Origin of the sequence: Nocardia sp. NPDC004068 (assembly GCF_042874315.1) — a bacterium.
GTDB lineage: Bacteria > Actinomycetota > Actinomycetes > Mycobacteriales > Mycobacteriaceae > Nocardia.
In genome coordinates this window covers 216,490-236,115 of record NZ_JBIAMW010000002.1, presented here as the reverse complement: position 1 = coordinate 236,115, position 19,626 = coordinate 216,490, and the positions used below count along the sequence as shown (strand labels likewise).

Genomic DNA, 19,626 nt, shown 5'->3' with positions numbered 1-19,626 from the left:
CGGATCGGTTTGCGCGGCCTCGCCGGACGCCCAGCCCTCGGTCAGCGGGCCGACACCGCCCGCTCGCGTGAGGAAGGACCGTTGCACCTGATGAGGCAGATCGATCGAGCCGTGGCGGCCGTGGAGTCGCATCCGATTCCCGCGGTGGTCTTCACCCTGGTGGGTCTGGCGGTCGCGGCCGGTGCGGTCGTCGTGCTGCGCAAGGCGCTGCGCGCGGCCAGACGTCACGTGATCACGGCCGAACAGGCGGGCACGGTCGTCGCAGCGGCCATCGCGACCGGGGTCAGCGCGCAGGGCATGTGGGTGTTCTTCGACGAATCCCTGCATCTGCCGGCGTCGCTGCGGGTCATGTTCTTCTCGTTCCTCGAGATCATGGTGATCACCTCGGCGCTGCGGGCGCGGGCCGCGCAGCGCGCGGGCGGGTCGGCCGGGGTCGACGGCGTCGCCATGTGGGTGTTGACCTGTCTGTCCGCGGTGCTGGCCGCCACCGACGCGGACAATCTCGGCACGCTGCTGATCCGGCTGTCCGCCCCGCTGGTCGCGGCGTGGGGGTGGGAGCGCAGCATGGCGCTGGAACGCCGCCGCGCCGGGCATTTCCGCGGCATCAACTGGCGGCTCACCCCCGAGCGGATCCTCATCCGCCTCGGCCTGGCCGACCCGACCGACCGCACACCCAGCGAGGTCGCCACCCAGCGCCGGCTCATCGGCGTCGCCCTGGCACACGATCGCGTCCGCACCCTCCTCGATTCCGGCGCGCGCGGCCGCCGGGTCGAACGCGCCAAGCGGGGGTTGCAGAAGGCCATGCGCGACGCGGTCGAGGAGGGCGGCCTGATCACCGAACAGGGTCAGCGCACGGTCCTGCTCGACACCATCGCCATTCTGTCGAGCACCTCCGCGCTGCTGGAGATGCGGCTGCCGAATCCGTGGGAGGCGCGCGACCCCGCGCCCGCCACCGAGGAGTCCGCGTCGACGAACGGACACCATCCGCCGATCGCCACGGCCGTCACGTCCGAGAACGGGCACAACGGCCACCACGCACCCGCCCACAACGGGCAACCGATCGTAACCCTCGAGAACGAGGCGCGACCGCACAACGGGAACCCGGTCGACGACCCGGCGCCCGACGACGCGACGCCGCCGGAACCCACCGCCCCGATCTCGAACGGCCACAACGGTTTCGACCGCGCCCCGGAGACCAACGGCCACAATCCCTTCGGACACGACGCGCCCGCCGATCCCTACCCCACCGCCGAACTACGCCTTCCCTCCGGCGATTCCGCGGCCCGGCAACTGCGCCGCGATCCCGATGTCCGGGCGCGGGTGCGGGAACTCTACGCGGCGAATCTCCCGCTCACCGAGATCGCGGCCCAGGTGGGCATCAGTCGGCGCACGGTCGGGCGGATCGTCGCCGATCTGCACGACCAGCCCGGCCGCCCGGACCAGGAGGATCCGGACACCGTGGCGCACAACGGTTCCGGGGAGCTGTCACACGCGTAGTTCGGCGGCCTCGAACAGCAGCCGCAGCGCGAAGGCGACGGTCTGGTCGAGCACCTCCTCCGGTTCGCCGGAGAACTGCCGGTGGATCGTGTCGACACCCTTGTCGGTCGCCACGCCGAACCATACCGATCCGGCCGGTTCGCCGTCCTGCGGGCCCGGGCCGCCGACGCCGGTGGTCGCGACCGCGAGGTCCGCCTCGAGCAGCGACCGCACGCCCGTGGCGAGCGCCGCGGCCGCCTCCGAACAGACCGGCGGCACATCGGGCATGTTCAGCACCTTGCGCTTCACCTCGGTCGCGTAGGCGACCACCCCGCCCCGGAACCACTCCCCCGAATTCGGGGCCGCCCCCAGGGCCGAGCACAGCTTGCCCGCCGTCAGCGACTCGGCCACCGCGACGGTCACCTCCGCCGCCTCGATCACCTCGGCCAGCCGAGCGGGATCGTCCTTGTTCTCCGACACAACCTCACCTCTCTCCGCGGGTCCCGCCACGCTACCGGCGAACGGGACGAAGGTGTCGGCACGACGCGGAATCCGGCAAGTGGCCTACAGTGCGCCCGAACCCGGAGATACTGGTGACATCCGAATGTTGATACCATCCCAATCGGCCCGACTCGGCTGATCGTCGGCAAGACAGGACAGCGATGGCTACCCAGGCGCACCCCCTTCCGCCCGGAACGTCGCATCGCCTGCCGCCCATCGGAACTCGGCTCCCCGACCGCTGTCACCGGTCCTGCGCCGAACTCGACCGGCAGAGCGAGCGATGGGCCCGGCCGTATCTGGAGAAACACTTCGGCGACGCGGACATCGCGCGGCGGTACCTGCGCCGCCGCCCGAATCACTTCGCCTGCTCGGCCTTTCCGACCATGCGCGGCGATCGGGCCCTGGACCTGACCAACCTGATGATCCCGGTCGCCTTGTGCGACGAGACCTTTCGCGACCCCGGCGTCACGGAGAACTACGGCGCCACCAAGGCCCTGCACACCCGTTGGAGCAGCGTCTTCGCCGGGCGCGAGCCGCCGCCGTCGGCGGATCCGGTGTTCCGGATGGTGTTCACCGCGATCGAGGCGGCCGAACGACAGATGACCCCGCACCTGGCCCGGCGGGCGCGCCGCGCGTGGCGCGAGATCGCCGACAGCCACCTGGACGAGGCGAAGCGCTGGCCGAGCGCGACCACCGTCGATCTCGACCGCTATCTGAAGGCGCGCCGGACGACCGCGCTCGGGTGGTGGCTCACCACTCACCTCGAATACGCGCTCGGGATCGACCTCTGCGATCTGGCCGTCGCGCCGCGGCTCACCGCGCTGCGCCGGGCGGTCGTGCATCATCTCGTCCTGGTGCGCGACCTCTACTTCTTCGCCCCGGAGCCCGCCGACCCGCACCCCGCGAACGCGGTCGGCGCACTCGTCCGCCGCGGGCGGATGAGCGTGCAGGCCGCGGTGGATCGGCTGGCCCAGGTGCTCGACGAGACCGAGATCGGATTCCTCGAGCGTCGCACCGACATCCTCGCCGGTGACCTCGGCCCGCGCAGCGACGTCCGCGCGTACGTGGACGGCCTCGGCCACCTGATGTCGGGCAATCTTCGCTGGGCGCAAGAGGTTTCGCGCCCGGGTGCGGGGAGCCCCTAACGGACCGCGCGCCGGTGCCCGGTCATCGCGGCGCTCCGGCGCGCGGGCTCGCGCCGACGCCGCGCGTGCGCGATCCACTCGTCGAACGTCGCCCGCAGCCGGTCCGCTTCCACCGACGTCAGCTCGGTTTCGTAGACGATGCCATCCAGTTCGAAAACCACGGTCGAGACGCTCGCGCGTCCCAGCTCGGCGGCCTGATCTTCCGCCATTTCAAACCACCCTCCAGGTACTGCACACTCGATATCCCTCCGCCCGAGTTCCTCGACGCGGCATTCCCCGACCGAACGGCGGCCACGGCCGCAAGGCCGTATCGCAACCGTGCCGTAGTCCCCGGCGCGACCGCTGAGTTGTTGCTCGCGTTCGGCTGGAACGGAACCGTTTCCGACCTTCGGCCATCCCGTCTTCTCCGCCGGTCATGCACGTTCTCCTTCGCGTGGCCGTCGCCAGGTGGGACTCAGGGGTCGAGATCGAAACACCGAGGACTCGGTAGTTCAGATGGTATCAACATCTGAATGTTTGCTACATCCCAATGCCGAATCGAGACCGAACGGACGGCATGGAAAGTGTCCGAATTGCCCTGTCTCAGCGGGCAAGTGCGGGGATCGCGCTGGCCAGGGTCACGCAGTACCAGCAGGTGTAGAGCACATAGGTGATGTTGTCCGCGTGCCGGTCGCGCAGGCGCAGCACCCGCCAGGAAATGGTCAGCGACATGGCCGCCGCGATGCCGCCGAGCAGTTGCGCGGCCAGGCCGGCGTGCCGATACAGCAGGACATCCAGGGCCACCGGGTAGCCCGCGAAGGCGATCCCGAACAGCCACCGCGCGTTGCGATCTCCGAGCACGACCACCGCGGTGCGGCGCCCGGCGGCGAGATCACCGGTGACGTCGCGAAGATCCTGCAACGAGACCAAGACCCCCAGGGGCACCGCGATCGCGGCGATCCACGTCCACGCCGACGCGTCCAGGGGCATGACGATCCGCCAGGCCGCGGCCAGCTGCGCGACGGTGCCCGCGACCATCGCCGCGTTCTTGCCCCACCAGCGGCGCGCACCGCCGAGCTGATCGTGAAAGATCCACGCGCCCACCCACATCAGCGTCCACTCGACGACGCCGAGGGCCAGCCCCGCCGCCAGGAATACCGTCGTCACCGCGAACAGCCGCCACCGCGCGCCGCGCTCGTCGATCAATCCGGACACCAGCGGCCGGTGCGGCTTGTTGTGCCGGTCCTCCTCGATGCCGGTCAGCTGGTTGGAGAGGTTGAACGTGTAGATGTAGAGCCAGAAGTAGATCAGGCAGGACAGCACGATCCCCGGCAGCGCCGCCGCGGACCGTCCGCTGTGCGCCCAGGCCGCCAGCGCGAAGGTCGTCGCGGGGATCACGGTGGCGGTCAGATCGCCCCACGTGAACGACCAGCAGACGAGCGCCTCGCGCGCGATCGCGGCGGCGAACCGGCCGACGGGCCGCCGCACGGGAATCGACAGCTGCATCGCATCGACCTCTCGGGAACCGCGCGGGTCAGACCGGCGACACCGACGGTTCGCGCCGGATCGGGCGCATCGCGAGGGCGCGCGGGGCGGGCAGTTGGGACAGCGGCAGCGTGGCGGGCAGCGGCGCCACCGCCGACAGCCGCCAGCGGGCGAGGACGGTCGCGAGGGTCAGGCCCGCCTCGATGCGGCCGAACTGTTCGCCGATGCACCGGCGCGCGCCGATCCCGAACGGCAGGTACGGCTTTCGCCGCAGGTCCGGATCGGTCCAGCGCTCCGGCGCGAACGTGTCCGGATCGTCGTAGAGTTCGCGGTTGCGATGGATGATGTGCGGGCTCACCGCGACGGTGCTGCCCGCGGGCAGCCGGACGCCGTCGAGTTCGGTATCGCTCGCGACGACCCGGGTCAGCAGCCAGCCGGGGGGATAGAGTCGCAGCGTCTCGTCGATGACATTGCTCACCAGGGGAAGTCGCGACAGGTCCGCGGGCGCGGCGGCCCGGCCCGCGAGCACCTCGTCGACCTCGCGCTGCACCGCGCGCAGCGTTTCGGGGCGGCGATCGAGCGAGTACAGCGCCCACAGGACGCAGCTGGCGGTCGTCTCGGCGCCCGCGAGGAAGAAGGTGAAGACCTGATCGACCAATTCCACGTCGCTCCAGCCGGTTTCACCGTCCGCGCCGCCCGCCCGGATCAGCGCGGACAGCAGATCGCCGCGGTCGTGCTCGTCGGCGCGGCGCTCGGCGATGACCTCGGCGGCGAGCGTGCGCACCCGGCGGGCGGCGGCGTTGTAGCGCCGGTTGCCGGGGGTGGGCAGCCCGTTGATCCAGCCGGGCAGCACGGTGCGCCGGAACAGGCCCGCGGCGATCGCGCGCAGATCGGCGGCGACATCGCGAATCTGGCGCTGCGACAACGACGTCGAGAACATGGTCTCGACGGCGACCGCGAAGGTCATGGTCGACAGTTCGTCGCTGACGTCGACCACCTCGCCGTCGTGCCAGCCGCCGATCGTGTCGTCGATCGCGCCGACCATGATCCCCGCGTACCCGCGGACGCGGTCGGTGCGGAACGCGGGCGCGCACAGCTTGCGCTGGCGGCGGTGGCGACTGTGCGGGCAGGTGCCCAGGCCGTCGCCCGCGACCTCGCGGGACCGCTCGTAGAACGGGCCGCCCTTGTCGTAGGTGCGGTCGTCGGCGAAGACCTTCCAGGCCAGCGCCGGATCGCAGACCACGACCACCTGCTGCGCGGCGACCCGCAGTCGGCACAGCGGGCCCCGATCGGCAAGGGCGGCAAGGAATCCCAGCGGATCGCGCAGCAGCGGGAGCGCGTGGCCCAGCAGCGGCAGACCGCCGGGGACCAGGGGGATGTCATCGATCTCGTTCATGCCGGTCCCTTCTTCGGCGCGGGAGCAACGGCCGCCGACGTTCCCGGATATCATCAGGATGGTAGCAACATCCCGATGCCTCATACATCTCGAGCGCGGTGCTGACGACCCCGGCGCACGGGCCGGTCGCGAGCCTGTTCGTCAAGGGTTGATACTCATCCACTAGCGTCGGCGGTCGGACGTCGACGTCGACGGACGCACGGAGACGGGTGAAAGGGCCATGGTTCGTCTGACCAGAGCGGAACAGCAGATCCGCACCCGGCGCAAGGTTCTGGAGGCGGCCAAGGCCGAGTTCACCGCGCGCGGATTCCGCGGGGCCACGGTCGACGGCATCGCCGAGCGGGCCGACCTCACCCGGGGCGCGGTCTACTCGAACTTCCCCGGCAAGCGCGCGCTGTATTTGTCCGTGCTGGCCCACGAGGCCGAGCACGCGCCGCCGCCCGCGGGCCGCAAGCCCGCGCGCACCCTGCCCGCGGCGCTGGAGAGCTTCGCCGGGACGTGGATGCAGCGCATTCCACGGTCGACGTCCTACGACTCGGGCGGCTCGGCGCAATTGCAGTCCCCCAATCTCAGCATCGACTTCATTCCCGAGATCACGAGCGACGAGCGGCTGCGGCGGCCGTTCACCCAGTTGCTCGCGTTCGACGCGATTCTGCTGGGACGCGCCATGCAGTCTCTCGAGGGCCGGAGCGAGCCGTCCACGTTGCCCAGCTATGTCGCGACGGCGGAGTCGATTCTGACCATTCTGTACGGAGCGACTCAATTGTCGTTCGCCGCACCCGAATTCGTCAACGCGGCGCATGTGATGGCCCTGTGCGGCAAGGTCGCCACATTGGACGAACCGCCCGAGGTGGACCCGGCCCCGCGACCGGGCGGCCGGGGCGCCCGCGCGGTCGTCGAGGCGTGGATCGCGCCCGAGTGCGTCGATCTGCTGCACAATCGCCCGGCCCGGTTCGGCGCCCGGCAGCTGATCGCGGTGCTGGGCATCGATAAGCTGGCCACCATCGCCGACGCGCTGGTCGTGCTGCCCGCGCAGTTCCCGGTGACCGTCGTGATCGGCACGGCCGACCCGGCGGAGACCGCGCCGCTGGCCCGGCTCGCCGTCGCCGACGTCAGCCGCTCCCTGCGGCACGCCTTCCCCGCCGCCGCCCTGGCGAATCTGCAAGTGGTGGTGGACGATTCGGGCGTGGCCGTGGCCTGCGGCGTGCCCGCCGTCGACGACGGCTCCGAGGCCGCGCTGCTCGTGGCGCGCGACCATGTCGTGACCCGGGCCGAGGGGCGCGCGGCCGCCGCGGCCGTCGCGGCGCGGGCGAATTCGGTGTCCTAGCCGCCGTAGGCCCGCAGGAAGACGTCGACGGCGGCGTCGGCGATGGCGTCCAGTTCGTCGTCGGCCACCGGGCGGGTGCCCAGCCGGGAGTGGGCCTCGAGCGGTCCGGTCAGCAGCGCCAGGAAATGTTCGGCCGCGCGCGTGGGGTCGCACGGGCGCAGGACTCCGGCGAGGGACAGCCGGGCGAGCCGGTCGCCCAGCGCCTCGGCCAACTCCAGCGAGGTGCGCTCCTGCACGGTGAGCACCAGGTCCGGGAAGGCCGCCGATTCGGCATAGGCCAAGGCGCGCAAGGCGTGTGCGCGTTCGCCCGCGCAGATTCGCACCAGCCGTGCCGCGGCCGTGCGCAGGCGAGGGCCGAGGTCGGGGCCGGTCTCGCGCAGCGGGTCGAGCGCGGCCAGGCATTCGGCGGCGACCTCGTCGGCCGCGGCGGCGACCGCGCCGCGGAACAGGGTCTCCTTGTCGGCGAGATGGTTGTACACGGTGGGCTTGGCGACCCCGGCCGCGGCGGCGATCTCCTGCACATTGGCCCGGCCGAATCCGCGCCGGGCGAAGACGGTGAACGCCGCGGCGAGGATCGCGTGGCGTTTGTCGATCCGTCCGCGGGTCGGGCTCTCGGGGGTCACGGTGCGATGGTACGCGGTCGGATGAACTCTCCCGTTCAGTATTGCGTCCTGACCGGTAGGGCAATTAGATTGAACTCATGAGTTCAATTATGAGGAGGCCGTCGTGATCGTCCACCTGTTGCGCTTCGCGTTTCGCGCGGAGACCACCGAGGAGCAGAAGGCCCGGGTGTTGGCGTTGATACGACGCACGGCCGCGGCCGAATCGGTGTCCTTCGCCACCGTCGGCCGCTTTCTCGGCGACCCCGATTCGGGCTTCACCCATGCCTATTCGTTCGGGCTGGCCGACCTCGACGCCCTCGAGCGCTACATGTACGACCCCGCGCATCTGGCCGGGGATCCGGAGATCCTGCCGCACTTCGCCAAACTGCATGTGGGACCGGACGTCTCCGACGACCCGGATCCGGAGCTGGGCGCGAAGATCACCGCGATCTACGAGGCCAAACTCGCCCGATATCCCGAGTGGGAACAGCTGATGAACGCCATTCCCGAATTGAGCTTCGGCTGAGGCTCAGTCGCGTCGCACGGCGGCCAGCAGCTCTCGGGTGCGGGCACGTTCGGCGGGGTCGCCGCGCAAGCTCACCAGCAGATCGGTGACCCCGGCGCGCGCGTACGCCCGGATGCCCTCGGCCACAACGTCTTCCGGGCCGATGAGGGCGGTCTCGTGCACGCCCCGCAAGCCTTGCCGGTCCAGCACCTGGCGATAGCTCGGGAGCGCGGAAACCGGGGCCAGCTGGTGGGCGAGCTGGGCGCGGTGCGGCGACGGGTCGTCGGTCACGACCGCGGAGACGATGGTGGCGACGCGGGGCGCGGGCCGCCCGGCGGCGTCGGCGGCGGCCCGGACGGCGGGGGCGATGTGATCGGCGACGAATTCCGTTGTGCTCCAGACCGTGACGACACCGTCGGCCAGTTCACCCGCCACCCGCAACAGCTTCGGTCCCAGGGCCGACAACAGGACGGGTGGGGCGGGGGCGTCGGAGACGGTGATCGTCGCGGCGGCCCGGATCATGGGGCCGTCGGCGTCGACCGCCTCCCCGCGCAGCAGCGGCATCAGCACCGACAGGTACTCGCGAAGGTGTTGGGCGGGGCGGTCGTAGGACAGCCCGAAGGTGCCCTCGATGATCGGCGGGTGGCTGGGGCCGATGCCGAGGGTGAAGCGGCCGGGCGCGAGGGCGGCGATCGTCCGGGCCTGTGCGGCGAGCACGACCGGATGCCGGGGATAGGTCTGCACCACGGCGGTGCCCACCTCGATGCCGGGCACCTCGCGCAGGGCGACCGCCGCCACGGTCGCCGCGTCCCAGCTCAACGCCTGGTTGAAATACACGCTGTCCAAACCGGATTCGGCGGCGCTCGCCACCAGGGCGAGCACCTCCGGCACGGGCGGGCTGTCGGCGAGATAGATCCCCAGGCGCATCCTCACACCTTCGCACGATCATGATCGGCGAGCGACTCGTCGTCGCCCACGTAGGCCGACCACAGCCGCCGGTACGGGCCGTCGATCGCGGAAAGGTCGGCGTGCGAACCGGTTTGGAGCAGGCGGCCCTCCCCCATGACCACGATGAGGTCGGCGTCGGCGGCCGTGGCCAGGCGGTGCGCCACCACGATCGTGGTGCGTCCGGCGGTGAGCACGTCGATGGCCGCGCGGACGCGGGCGTCGGTGGCCAGATCCAGGGAGGCGGTGGCCTCGTCGAGAATGAGGATGTCGGGTTCGACGAGTTGGGCGCGGGCCAGGGCGAGCAGCTGACGCTGGCCCGCGGACAGGGCCGCGCCGTGCGCGCCGATGGGCTGACGGTAGCCGTGTTCCAAGGCGGCGATCATCTCGTGAGCCCCGACCGCCCGAGCCGCCCATTCGATGTCGGCCGGGCTCGCCTCGGGGCGGCCGTAGGCGATGGTGGCGTGGACGGTGTCGCCGAACAGGAACGGCTCCTGCGGGACCACGCCGAGCCGTTTGCGGTAGTCGCGCAGCCGATAGCCCCGGACGTCGACGCCGTCGACGAGCACCGCCCCCTCCGTCGAGTGATACAGCCGCGCAAGCAGTTTCACCAGCGTGGACTTGCCCGCGCCCGTCTCGCCGACCACGGCGACCCGCTGCCCCGGTTCGATCACCAGATCGATGCCGGACAGCACGCGCGCCCCGGCCGGATCGTAGGCGAATCCGACGCCGCGGAATTCGATTCGGCCCGCGAGCCGTTCGACCGGGCGGGCATCGGGTTCGTCCGGCGTGTCGACCGGTTCGCGCAGCAGGGCGCCCAGCCGCTCCACCCCGACCACCGCCTGCTGATAGCTGTCGAAGACCTGCGACAGCTGCTGGATCGGCGCGAACAGCAGATCGATGTAGAGCAGGAACGCGATCAGCGTGCCCGCGGTGAGCGCGCCCGCCCGCACCTCGTGCACGCCCACGGCGAGTACGGCCGCGGTGGCGACCACCGACATGATCTCCACGAACGGGAAGAACAACGCCATCAGGGTCTGGCTGCGCAACCGCGCGTTACGGTAACCCCAGGAGCGGCGCTCGAATTCGCGCTGATTGACCGCCTCGCGCCGATACGCCTGCGTGACGGCGATGGTGTCGACGTTCTCCTGGAGATAGGCGTTGGCGGCGCTGACCTGTTCGCGCGCCAGATGATAGGCGGGCACCGAGGCCCGCCGGAACGCGATCGTCGCGACCGCCAGCACCGGCAGCACCGCCAGTACGACCAGCGCGAGCCGGGCGTCGATCACCAGCAGCGCCACCACCACTCCCGCGATGGTGAGGGTGCTGGTCAGCGCGACGGCCAGACCGGTTTGCAGGAACGTCGACAGCCCGTCCACATCGGTGACCATCCGGGTCATGATGCGCCCGGCCAACTCTCGCTCGTAGAATCGCAACCCGAGCCGTTGCAGATGCGCGAACACCTTCACCCGCAGGCCGTAGAGCAGCCGCTCGCCGGCCCGGCCGGTGACCCGCACCTGGGCAACGGTGATCGCCCAGTCCACCAGCACCAGCGTCAGCGCGGCCCCGGCCGCGCCGAGCAGCACCGCGCGCGATCCGGCCAGCACACCGCGGTCGATGCCGTGCCGCACCAGCACCGGGATCACGATCTGCGCCAGCGCGTCCAGGGCCACCAGCCCGAGCCCGGCCAGCAGCGGGATCGCGAACGGCCGCAGCAGCCGCGCGAGATCGAACCGCGAATCGGGGGTGTGCGAGAACGAGTGCGGCACATCGGGTTCCCCGGAGACGGGCGGGAGCCGATCGATGCGGGCGCGGACGTCGCCGCTGGGTGGGGCGCTGGACATGAGCCCGCCGCCGAGGTGCCCGCCCAGTGCCCCGGGCGCGCTGGCGGCGCGGCGCGCGAACGCCTTGGCCATCTGCTCCAGGGCGCGGGATTCGTCGCCGTCGCCGTCCCCGGCCGCCCACAGCCCGGCCGTGGGCACGGGGTCGCGCACGGCGCTCAGGTCGGCGGCGATGCTCACCGGGTCGGGCGGGGTGAACAGGGCGTGGAACAGTTCCCCGGAGGTTTGGAGGTCGGTGAGGGTGCCCTGTTCGGCGATGCGGCCCTCGTCGAGGACCGTGACCCGATCGGCCAGGGCGAGCGTCGAGACGCGGTGCGCCACCACGAGTGTGGTGCGCTGGCGGACCTCGGCGGCGACGCGCCGGAAGATCTCCTCCTCGACCTGGGCGTCGATGGCGGAGGTGGCGTCGTCGAGGACGAGGATCGGGGCGTCGGTGAGCAGCGCGCGGGCCAGCGCGATCCGCTGCCGTTGCCCGCCCGAGAGTCGTTGCCCGCGTTCGCCGATGAGGGTGTCCAGCCCCTCGGGCAGGGCGGCGACGAAGTCGTCGGCGGCGGCAAGGTACAGGGCGTGCCGGACCTGCGCGTCGGTGGCGTCGGGGCGGCCGTAGGCGACATTGGCGCGCACGGTGTCGGCCATCAGCGCGGTGTCCTCGAACACCATCGCCACCCGGGCACGCAGGTCGGGCAGCTCCCGAATGTCGGTGCCGTCCAGCAGGATTCGGCCCGCGTCCGGTTCGAACAGCCGCGGCAACAGCTGGACGAGCACCGATTTCCCGGAACCGGCCGCGCCCGCGATCGCGACCGTCTCCCCCGCCGCGACGGTGAGGTCCAGGCCGCGCAGCACCGGCGGTTGGTCCTCGAACGCGAAACGCACGCCGCGGAATTCGAGGCGCGGCGGCGGACCCACCGCGCCGGACGGCCGCGGCGCGACCGTCTCCGGGGGCGCGGACTCGATCACCTCGCGCACGCGTTCCAGCGACGCCCGCCCCTGCTGGCTGACGGTGAGCAGCATGGTGAACATACGCACGGGCGTGACGAACGACCCCAGATAGGTCATGAACGCCAGAAACGTTCCGAGCGTGAGGGAGTGGCGCAGCGCGAGCAGGCCGCCGACCACGAGCACCAGCGCCTGCCCGGCGGCGGGCACGGCCTGCATGACCGGGGTGTACCTGGCGGTGAGCCGGGTGACCCGCAGCCGCGACCGGTACAAGTCGCGCGCGGACGCGGCGAGCCCGTCGAGTTCGTGGGACTCCTGCCCGAAACCCTTGACCACCCGCACCCCGGTGACCGCGGCCTCCACCCGCATCGCGACCTCGGCGGCGCGGGCCTGGGCATCCCAGTTGGCGGGGAACAGGTCGCGCTGGCTGCGCCGGGTGATCAGCCACAGCGCCGGGATCACCAGCAGCGCGATCAGGCTGAGCGCCGGGGACAGGGTCGCCATGAGCGCCAGCGACACGACCACCAGCAGCGCATTGCCCGCCACGAGCGGAACCAGTTGCAGGAACATCTGAATCAGCGTCACGTCGGTGATGGCCCGGCTCACGACCTGTCCGGTGTAGAGCCCGGAGCGCTGCCGCCCGGTCACCCGCAGCAGCGCCGCGAACAGGTCGCGGCGCAGATCGTGCTGCACGTCCAGCGACAGCCGCGACGATCCGGTGCGCCGCGCGAAGGCGGCCGCGAATCGGGCCGCCCCCACCGCGAGCAGCACCGCCACCCACGGCAGCACCGACGCGGTCGTGGTGGTGAGCGCGTCGACCACGTGCCGGACCAGCAGCGGCAGCACGGCAGTGAGCACCGCCGCCACCACCGAGCCCGACGCGGCGACGAGGACGGTCCGGCGGTGCCGCGCGCACCGCCGGACCAGATAGCGGATCCAGTCGGGACAGGAACTCATCCGGCGACCACGAGCTCGTCCGCCCCGTCGAATTGGTTGACCGGCCGCGCCAAGCCGTAGTGGCCGCGCAGCGTGGTCTCGGTGTAGTCGGTGCGGAACAGGCCGCGCCGCTGGAGGATCGGCACCACCTGATCGACGAAGCGCTCCAGGCCCGAGGGCAGCACGGCGGGCATGATGTTGAACCCGTCGGCCGCGCCGCGGGTGAACCATTCCTCGATGGTGTCGGCGACCTGTTCCGGGGTGCCCGCGAAGGTGCGGTGCCCGCGGCCGCCGCCGAGCCGCCCGATGAGCTGGCGCAGCGTGAGCCGTTCGCGCCGAGCCAGATTCACGATGAGCGTGAAGCGGCTCTTGGCGCCCTGGATGTCGTCCTCGGTGGGCAGGTCCGCGGGCAGTTCGGCGTCCAGATCCAGATCCTCGACGGGAATGCCCCAGGTGCGCGCCAATTGGCGTTTGGCGTACTCGGGGGAGATGAGCCGCTCGAGTTCGGCGTCCAGGGCGCGGGCCTGCTCCTCGGTGTCGCCGATGACGGGCACGATGCCGGGCAGGATCTTGATGGTCTCCGGGTCGCGGCCCAGCGCGACCGCGCGGCGCTTGAGGTCGGTGTAGAAGGCCAGCCCGTCGTCGAGGGTCTGCTGCGCGGTGAACACCGCCTCGGCGTAGCGGGCGGCGAACTCCTTGCCGTCCTCGGACGAACCCGCCTGCACCAGAACGGGATAGCCCTGCGGCGGGCGCGGCACGTTCAGCGGGCCCGCGACCTTGAAGAACCGGCCCTCGTGGTCGATGGCGCGCACCTTATCGGGGTCGGTGTGCAGGCCCGCCTCCTTGTCGGCGAGCACGGCGTCGTCGGCCCAGCTGTCCCACAGTTTCGTTGCCACATCGACGAATTCGGCGGCCTTCTCGTAGCGCAGCCGGTGGTCGGGCACGTCGTCGAGACCGAAGTTGCGGGCCGCGTCCGCGCCCGCGGTGGTGACGATGTTCCAGCCCACGCGCCCGCCGGAGACCCAGTCCACCGAGGCGAACCGGCGCGCGAGGTTGAACGGCGAGTTGTAGCTCGTGGACGCGGTCGCGATCAGCCCGATCCGCGAGGTCTGCACGGCGATGGCGGTGAGCAGCACGGTGGGTTCGAGTTTGCCCGCCGGGCGGCGGCCGGTGTCGCCGAACAGGACCGGGCTGTCGGCGAAGAAGATCGAGTCCAGCTTCCCGCGTTCGGCGATCCGCGCGAGGTTCACGTAGTGCTCGATCCGGGTGTTGGCGTGCGGATCGGATTCGGGCAGCCGCCACGACGCCTCGTGGTGGCCGGTGGACATGAGAAAGGCGTTGAGGTGCAACTGTTTCGGCATGGGATTCGCTTTCAGACGGCGGTGGGCACGACGCCCAGCGCGGTGAGCAGGGAGCGGCGGATGCGCTGGAACTCCGGTCCGCCCGGGTCGCGGGCGGGCGGGAGGTCGATGGGCAGGTCGACGGTGATGCGGCCGTCGTCGAGCACCAGCACGCGATCGGCGAGGGTGACGGCCTCGTCCACGTCGTGGGTGACCAGCAGTACGGTCGGGGTGTGCCGGGCGATCAGCGCCCGCAGCAGTTCGTGCATGCGGATGCGGGTCAGCGCGTCCAGCGCCCCGAACGGTTCGTCGGCCAGCAGCAGGTCGGGCTCGCCGACCAGGGCCCGCGCGAGCGCCACCCGCTGTTGCTCTCCCCCGGAAAGCTCAGTGGGCCAGGCGCGTTCGCGTCCGGCGAGCCCGACCTCCGCCAGCAGCGCCCGTCCGGCCGCCCGCCGCGCGCGGGGCTGGCCGTAGAGCACGTTGGTGAGCACCCGCTGCCAGGGCAGCAGCCGCGAATCCTGGAACACCATCGAGGTTTTCGCGGGCACCCGCAGCGAGCCGGTGCCGGGCACGTCGTGGTCCAGTCCCGACAGGGCCCGCAGCAGGGTGCTCTTGCCCGAGCCGCTGCGGCCCAGCAGCGCCACGAACTGGCCGGGCGGGATGGTGAGCGTGATCCGGTCCAGGACGGTGCGATCCCCGAAGGACCGCACCAGGTCCCGGGTCCGCACGCCTAGGTCGCGATCGTGCGACGCCATGACAGCACCTTGCGTTCGATCAGCCGGATGAGGGAGTCGGAGACGAGTCCGAACACGCCGTAGACGACCAGGCAGACCAAGATCACGTCGGCCTGCCCGTAGTTCTGGGCGTTGAACATGAGCTTGCCGAGCCCGTCGGTGGCGTTGACCTGTTCGACGACCACCAGCGACAGCCAGGACCCGGTGACCGAGAGCCGCAGGCCGAGGAAGAAGCCGGGCAGCGACCCCGGGATCACCACCCGGCCGATGAACTCGCCGCGCGAAACCCCTTGCACCTCCGACAGTTCCACGAAGCGCTTGTCGATGGTGGTGAGCGAGGCGTGGGTCTGCAGATACATGGCGATGACGACACCGAGGGTGATGAGCACGATCTTGAACGTCTCGCCGATGCCCAGCCACAGGATCAGCAGCGGGATCAGCCCCAGGCTGGGGATGGCGCGCTTGACCTGGAGCGGGCCGTCGATCAGCGATTCGCCCAGCCGGGACAGGCCCGACAGCAGCGCCAGACCGGTGCCGACGAGCACGCCGATGCCGAGGCCGATGGCGGCGCGGCGCAGCGAGGCGAGCGTGTTCTCGCCGAGGGTGCCGTCGCGGACCAGTCGCCAGCCGGTGTCGAGCACGGTCCACGGTGCGGAGAGTTTGCGCTGGTCGAGCAGGCCGAAGTGGATGCCCGCGGCCCAGGCGGCGAGCACCAGCGCGACGCCGAGCAGGCGGGCGAAGGGGATCGGCTTGCGCAGTCCGAGGCGGCGCAGGCGACGTCGCTCGACGAAACCCTCCTCGGGCTGGGGGATCGATACCGCGGTGCGCGGCAGGGCGACGGTCACGACGCCTCCTTGGTTCGGTACTGCTCCGGAACCGCTTGCGCCGCAAGGGGTTCGAAGCGCCGGTCGAACAGGTCGTGGGCGTCGAAACTCTTCCCGAAATAGCCGGAGGCGGTGACCAGGTCGACGGTTTCCTGTTCCCAGGCGATCGCGGCGTCCCAATTCGCCGGGAAATAGGGTTTGTCGAGGGTGCCGATGATGCGGCGGCCGTCCTCGGCCGAAACCTTCTGATCCTTCACGTAATACGCGTCGAGCCATTGGTCGGGGTGTTCCCACGACCAGACGTCGGTGCGCGCCCAGACCTTCACGAATTCCGCGACGGCGGCGAGTTTCGCGGAATCCTTCAGCACCGCGGTGGGGGCCCACAGAATGGTGAGCGCGTCGACCGCGGGGGTGGTGATCGCGCGGGCGCCCTGATCGCGGTATTGGGCGAGGTATTTGGTGAGCGACGGCTCGGCGAGCGGGGCGACGTCGATCTGCTTGCCCTGCAACGCGGTGAGGAACTGCGGGCTGTTCAGCTCGACCAATTGGACGTCCGAGGGTTTCAGCCCGGCGGTCCGCAGGGTGCGCAGCACCACCACGCCCTGCGCCTGGCCGGGTGAGAAGCCGATGCGCTTGCCGCGCAGGTCCGCGAGCGACCCGATGGTCGAATTGGGCGCGGTGGCCAGCTGATACAGCGGCGTCGAGCGGACCTTGACGCCGACGATGCGGGCGTCGAGCCCGGTGGCGTGGGCGTGGATCGGGGGGATGCCCGCGTTGGTGGCCAGATCGACCGCGCCGCCGCGGAACGCCTGGATCACATCGGGTCCGGCGGTGACGACGGGCCAGTCGGAGACGGTGAACGGCAGGGTGTTCGATTGGCCGGACGCCTCGAGCGCGACCCGGGTGGTGTTCACGGAAATGGATAGTTTCGTGCCCGGTGGCACGGAGGTGGGCAGCGGTGCCGACAGGGCCGCGTCACCGTCGCCGTGGGTGGCGCACGCGCCCAGGAAAAGCGCCGCCGTGAGCGCGATCCCTATTTTTCTGATGGCGGGATACATGTTTGAACTTTCGCGGAAACCCTTGCGCGAGGGCAATATTCGTTCGACTTAAAATTAGTCGGAATCAAAGTCGGGCCGCGGCGGTGACGCCGAGCGGGTCGGTGAACAAGCGCTGCAACACCACCGCGCCCGCCGCGGTCTCGAGGGCGCGGCCCAGGAACGACGAGCCGCGCACCACGTCCTCGGGTCGCTCGCAGGCCGAGAACTCCCGCACCGCGGCCAGATACGCGGCCCGCACCCCCGGCACCCGGACCAGGGCCGGGTCGACGATCACCACGGCGTCGGGGTCGAGCAGATCGATCACGACCGCCACCACCCGGCCGAGCACGCGCGCGCGGTCAGCGAACAGTTCCCGCGCCGTCTCGTCCTCGGCGGCGGCCGCGATGAGGTCGGGCAGGGTGCGCACCGCCAGTCCGGCGCGGCGCGCCCGGGCGACCAGCACCCGATCCGCGCAGCCCGCCAGCTCGTCCTCCGCCGCCTCGCCGCCGACCAGCCGGGTGATCGCCCCCGCGGCCGATCGCGGACCGTAGTGCACCCGGCCGTGCACCGCGAAGGCCACGTCGATCACATTGCCCGCGAACAGGACCACGGTGGCCGCAGCGTCCCGGGCGTGGCCGAACAACTGCTCGGCGTGCACCAGGGCGCGGGTGTGGCTGTCCAGCGACACCGGCAGGCCGGTGTGCTCCGAAATGTGTTGGCGCACCGCCACATTGCGCCAGTGCAGGGTGGCGTGGTCGACGACCTCCCCGGCGCGGGGATCGACCCAGCCGCCGACGGCCACGCCGACGCCGATGACCCGTTCGGTCAACTCGTCGCGGATCCGGCGCACCTCCGCCGCCGCGGTGGCGAGGATCTCGTCCGGATCCGGGCCGCGATGGGGCAGCCGATGCGAAAGCCGCACGCCCCCGGCGATATCCAGCACGGCGACCGTCACGTGCTCGGCGGCGATGTGCACCCCGATGACCGCGTTCCCGGTCACGTCGAGGCTCAGCGGCGAATGCGGCCGCCCCACCTTCGCCGGCCCCGCGGTCTCCGGCAGTTCCACCAGCAGCCCGGCCGCCACCAGCGCCCGCACCTGCGCGGTCACCGTCGCCGGGGACAGATTCGCCGCCCGCGCGATGGCACTGCGCGGCACGGCCCCCTGCTCGAGCACCGCCCGCAGCACCGCCCCCGCGCTGTTGTCCGCGGTCACAGGTGGTTACGCGGGTACCCGCTCGGATCGCGCGGTGGGGCGGTCCGGCAGCGGGGGCAGTTCGAGGATTTCGCGGAAGGTGCCGGTGGCGGGTTCGGGGGCGACGATGCCGCGGCGGCGGAGTTCGGGGAGGAGGCCGTTGAGAAGGAAGTCGCGGGTGCGGGGGTCATCGAGGCCGCCGAGGCCGATGAGGTCGAGGACACCGGCGGTGTAGCGCTCCTCGATGGCGTCGGCGAGTTGTTCGGGGGTGCCCGCGGCGGCCCAGTGGCCGGTGTCCTGGGCGGCGATGATCAACTCGCGCAGGGTTTTTCCGGTGCGGGCCAGGGTGGTGAAGATCTCGACGCGGCCGCGGCGGCGGTGCACGGCGTGGACGTCGGGCAGGACGTGGTCGGGGATCGGCCGATCGAGGGGCAGCTCGGAGAGGTCGACGCCGCCGAGCATGTCCTCGAGGGTGCTGCGGGCGGCGTCGAGGTCGATCGCCTCGACGCGTTCGCGGACCAGTCGGCGCGCCTCCTCCTCGGTGGCCCCGTAGGTGGCGTGCAGGGAGCTGAAGATGAGCGGAAGACCGTGCGGGCGGCCGAGTTCGGCGGCGCGGGAGCGGATTCGCTTGGCGTACACCACCGCGTCCTCGAGGGTGGCCAGCGAGGTGAACACGACCTCGGCGAAGCGGGCGCCGAGTTCGATGCCGCCCGCGGACTGCCCGGCCTGGAACTGGACCGGGCGGCGTTGCGGCAGCGGCGGAATGTTGAGCGGGCCGCGCACGGTGAAGAAGCGGCCGGCGTGATCGATGGGCCGCACCAGGGCCGGGTCCAGGCGCGCGCCGGAGTCGGTGCGGGTGAGCGCGCCGGGTTGCCAGCTGTCGAACAGCGCGTCGGTCACCTCGAGGACCTCGGCGGCGCGCGCGTATCGCTCCTCGGGGCCGGGCAATTCGCCGTCGCCGTAGTTCTCCTCGCCGACCGAGGAGGTGACCGCGTTCCAGGCCGCGCGGCCGTTGCTCACGTGATCGAGCGTGCCGAACAGCCGTGCGAGGTTGTACGGGTGATGGAAGGTGGTGGTGACGGTCGCGATGAGCCCGACCCGTTCGGTGACGGCAGCCAGCGCGGACAGATAGATCAGCGGCTCCTGCGCGCCGATCGCGCCCTGCGCCCCGAAGGTGAGCAGATCCGCGGCGAACAGGGCGTCGAAGCCGTGCGCCTCGGCGATTCGCGCGATCTCCACCGCGTCGGCCAGCGTGGACCGGTCCGGATCCAGCGCGGCGTCGTACACCTTCGGTGAGCCGCTCACGCCCGTAACGATTTTCAACGGCCTGCGCCGCTCCGACCTGCTCGCCATCCTGTCGACGCTAATCAGCGTCGGGGCCGCGGCCCCCGGTTCCGCTCAGCGAGATCTTTTCGCCGGAAGACA

The 19,626-nt window shown here is 71.3% G+C and carries 17 protein-coding genes; 4 read left to right on the top strand and 13 right to left on the bottom strand.

What is annotated here, in order from left to right; genetic code table 11:
- The first annotated feature begins 90 nt into the window (after positions 1-90).
- Entirely contained in the window at positions 91-1,497 is a 1,407-nt protein-coding gene (locus tag ACFYTQ_RS05165; RefSeq protein WP_387357367.1) for a helix-turn-helix domain-containing protein, read from the top strand.
- Here ACFYTQ_RS05165 and ACFYTQ_RS05160 read toward each other — a convergent pair.
- Positions 1,486-1,956, bottom strand: coding sequence for a CinA family protein (locus ACFYTQ_RS05160; RefSeq protein ID WP_387357366.1), 471 nt, complete (start codon positions 1,954-1,956; stop codon positions 1,486-1,488). The two genes, ACFYTQ_RS05165 and ACFYTQ_RS05160, sit on opposite strands and share 12 nt — an antisense overlap.
- Positions 1,957-2,138: 182 nt before the next feature.
- Between ACFYTQ_RS05160 and ACFYTQ_RS05155 the strand changes: the two genes are divergently transcribed.
- Complete coding sequence (locus ACFYTQ_RS05155; RefSeq protein WP_387357365.1) at positions 2,139-3,122, top strand: terpene synthase family protein; 984 nt, start codon at positions 2,139-2,141, stop codon at positions 3,120-3,122.
- On the opposite strand, the gene ACFYTQ_RS05150 is transcribed toward ACFYTQ_RS05155, so the two are convergent.
- From ACFYTQ_RS05150 to ACFYTQ_RS05140, 3 genes are all read right to left on the bottom strand, one after another.
- Positions 3,119-3,331, bottom strand: a complete 213-nt coding sequence (locus ACFYTQ_RS05150) for a histone-like nucleoid-structuring protein Lsr2 (protein WP_387357364.1) — start codon at positions 3,329-3,331, stop codon at positions 3,119-3,121. The two genes, ACFYTQ_RS05155 and ACFYTQ_RS05150, sit on opposite strands and share 4 nt — an antisense overlap.
- Positions 3,332-3,704: 373 nt before the next feature.
- Positions 3,705-4,607, bottom strand: a complete 903-nt coding sequence (locus ACFYTQ_RS05145; protein ID WP_387357363.1) for a UbiA family prenyltransferase — start codon at positions 4,605-4,607, stop codon at positions 3,705-3,707.
- A gap of 28 nt (positions 4,608-4,635) precedes the next feature.
- Positions 4,636-5,982 carry a cytochrome P450 gene (locus ACFYTQ_RS05140; RefSeq protein WP_387357362.1) on the bottom strand — a complete coding sequence of 449 codons (1,347 nt, stop codon included), beginning with the start codon at positions 5,980-5,982 and terminating at the stop codon, positions 4,636-4,638.
- A 220-nt stretch (positions 5,983-6,202) separates the two neighbouring features.
- Here ACFYTQ_RS05140 and ACFYTQ_RS05135 point away from each other — a divergent pair, with 220 nt between their 5' ends.
- On the top strand, positions 6,203-7,309 hold the full coding sequence (locus ACFYTQ_RS05135) for a TetR/AcrR family transcriptional regulator (RefSeq protein WP_387357360.1): 1,107 nt from the start codon (positions 6,203-6,205) through the stop codon (positions 7,307-7,309).
- Here the strand turns inward: ACFYTQ_RS05135 and ACFYTQ_RS05130 are convergent.
- Positions 7,306-7,932, bottom strand: coding sequence for a TetR/AcrR family transcriptional regulator (locus tag ACFYTQ_RS05130; RefSeq protein WP_387357359.1), 627 nt, complete (start codon positions 7,930-7,932; stop codon positions 7,306-7,308). The two genes, ACFYTQ_RS05135 and ACFYTQ_RS05130, sit on opposite strands and share 4 nt — an antisense overlap.
- Positions 7,933-8,035: 103 nt before the next feature.
- Here ACFYTQ_RS05130 and ACFYTQ_RS05125 point away from each other — a divergent pair, with 103 nt between their 5' ends.
- A complete protein-coding gene (locus tag ACFYTQ_RS05125; RefSeq protein ID WP_387357358.1) occupies positions 8,036-8,437 on the top strand; it encodes a Dabb family protein in 402 nt (133 codons plus the stop codon).
- Positions 8,438-8,440: 3 nt separating this feature from the next.
- Here ACFYTQ_RS05125 and ACFYTQ_RS05120 read toward each other — a convergent pair whose 3' ends face one another.
- The 8 genes from ACFYTQ_RS05120 to ACFYTQ_RS05085 all read right to left on the bottom strand — a co-directional run bounded on the left by ACFYTQ_RS05120 (position 8,441) and on the right by ACFYTQ_RS05085 (position 19,554).
- A complete protein-coding gene (locus ACFYTQ_RS05120; RefSeq protein WP_387357357.1) occupies positions 8,441-9,343 on the bottom strand; it encodes a TIGR03564 family F420-dependent LLM class oxidoreductase in 903 nt (300 codons plus the stop codon).
- Positions 9,344-9,345: 2 nt separating this feature from the next.
- Positions 9,346-13,095, bottom strand: a complete 3,750-nt coding sequence (locus ACFYTQ_RS05115; RefSeq protein WP_387357356.1) for an ABC transporter ATP-binding protein — start codon at positions 13,093-13,095, stop codon at positions 9,346-9,348.
- Positions 13,092-14,435, bottom strand: a complete 1,344-nt coding sequence (locus ACFYTQ_RS05110; RefSeq protein ID WP_387357355.1) for an LLM class flavin-dependent oxidoreductase — start codon at positions 14,433-14,435, stop codon at positions 13,092-13,094. Before ACFYTQ_RS05110 ends, ACFYTQ_RS05115 begins: the two co-directional genes overlap by 4 nt.
- Before the next feature lie 11 nt (positions 14,436-14,446).
- On the bottom strand, positions 14,447-15,169 hold the full coding sequence (locus ACFYTQ_RS05105; RefSeq protein ID WP_387357354.1) for an ABC transporter ATP-binding protein: 723 nt from the start codon (positions 15,167-15,169) through the stop codon (positions 14,447-14,449).
- On the bottom strand, positions 15,145-15,981 hold the full coding sequence (locus ACFYTQ_RS05100; RefSeq protein ID WP_387357940.1) for an ABC transporter permease: 837 nt from the start codon (positions 15,979-15,981) through the stop codon (positions 15,145-15,147). Before ACFYTQ_RS05100 ends, ACFYTQ_RS05105 begins: the two co-directional genes overlap by 25 nt.
- 8 nt (positions 15,982-15,989) lie before the next feature.
- Positions 15,990-16,886, bottom strand: coding sequence for an ABC transporter substrate-binding protein (locus ACFYTQ_RS05095; protein WP_387357353.1), 897 nt, complete (start codon positions 16,884-16,886; stop codon positions 15,990-15,992).
- Between the two features lie 208 nt (positions 16,887-17,094).
- Positions 17,095-18,222, bottom strand: coding sequence for an ROK family protein (locus ACFYTQ_RS05090; protein ID WP_387357352.1), 1,128 nt, complete (start codon positions 18,220-18,222; stop codon positions 17,095-17,097).
- Positions 18,223-18,228: 6 nt separating this feature from the next.
- Entirely contained in the window at positions 18,229-19,554 is a 1,326-nt protein-coding gene (locus ACFYTQ_RS05085; protein ID WP_387357351.1) for an NtaA/DmoA family FMN-dependent monooxygenase, read from the bottom strand.
- Positions 19,555-19,626 lie beyond the last annotated feature (72 nt).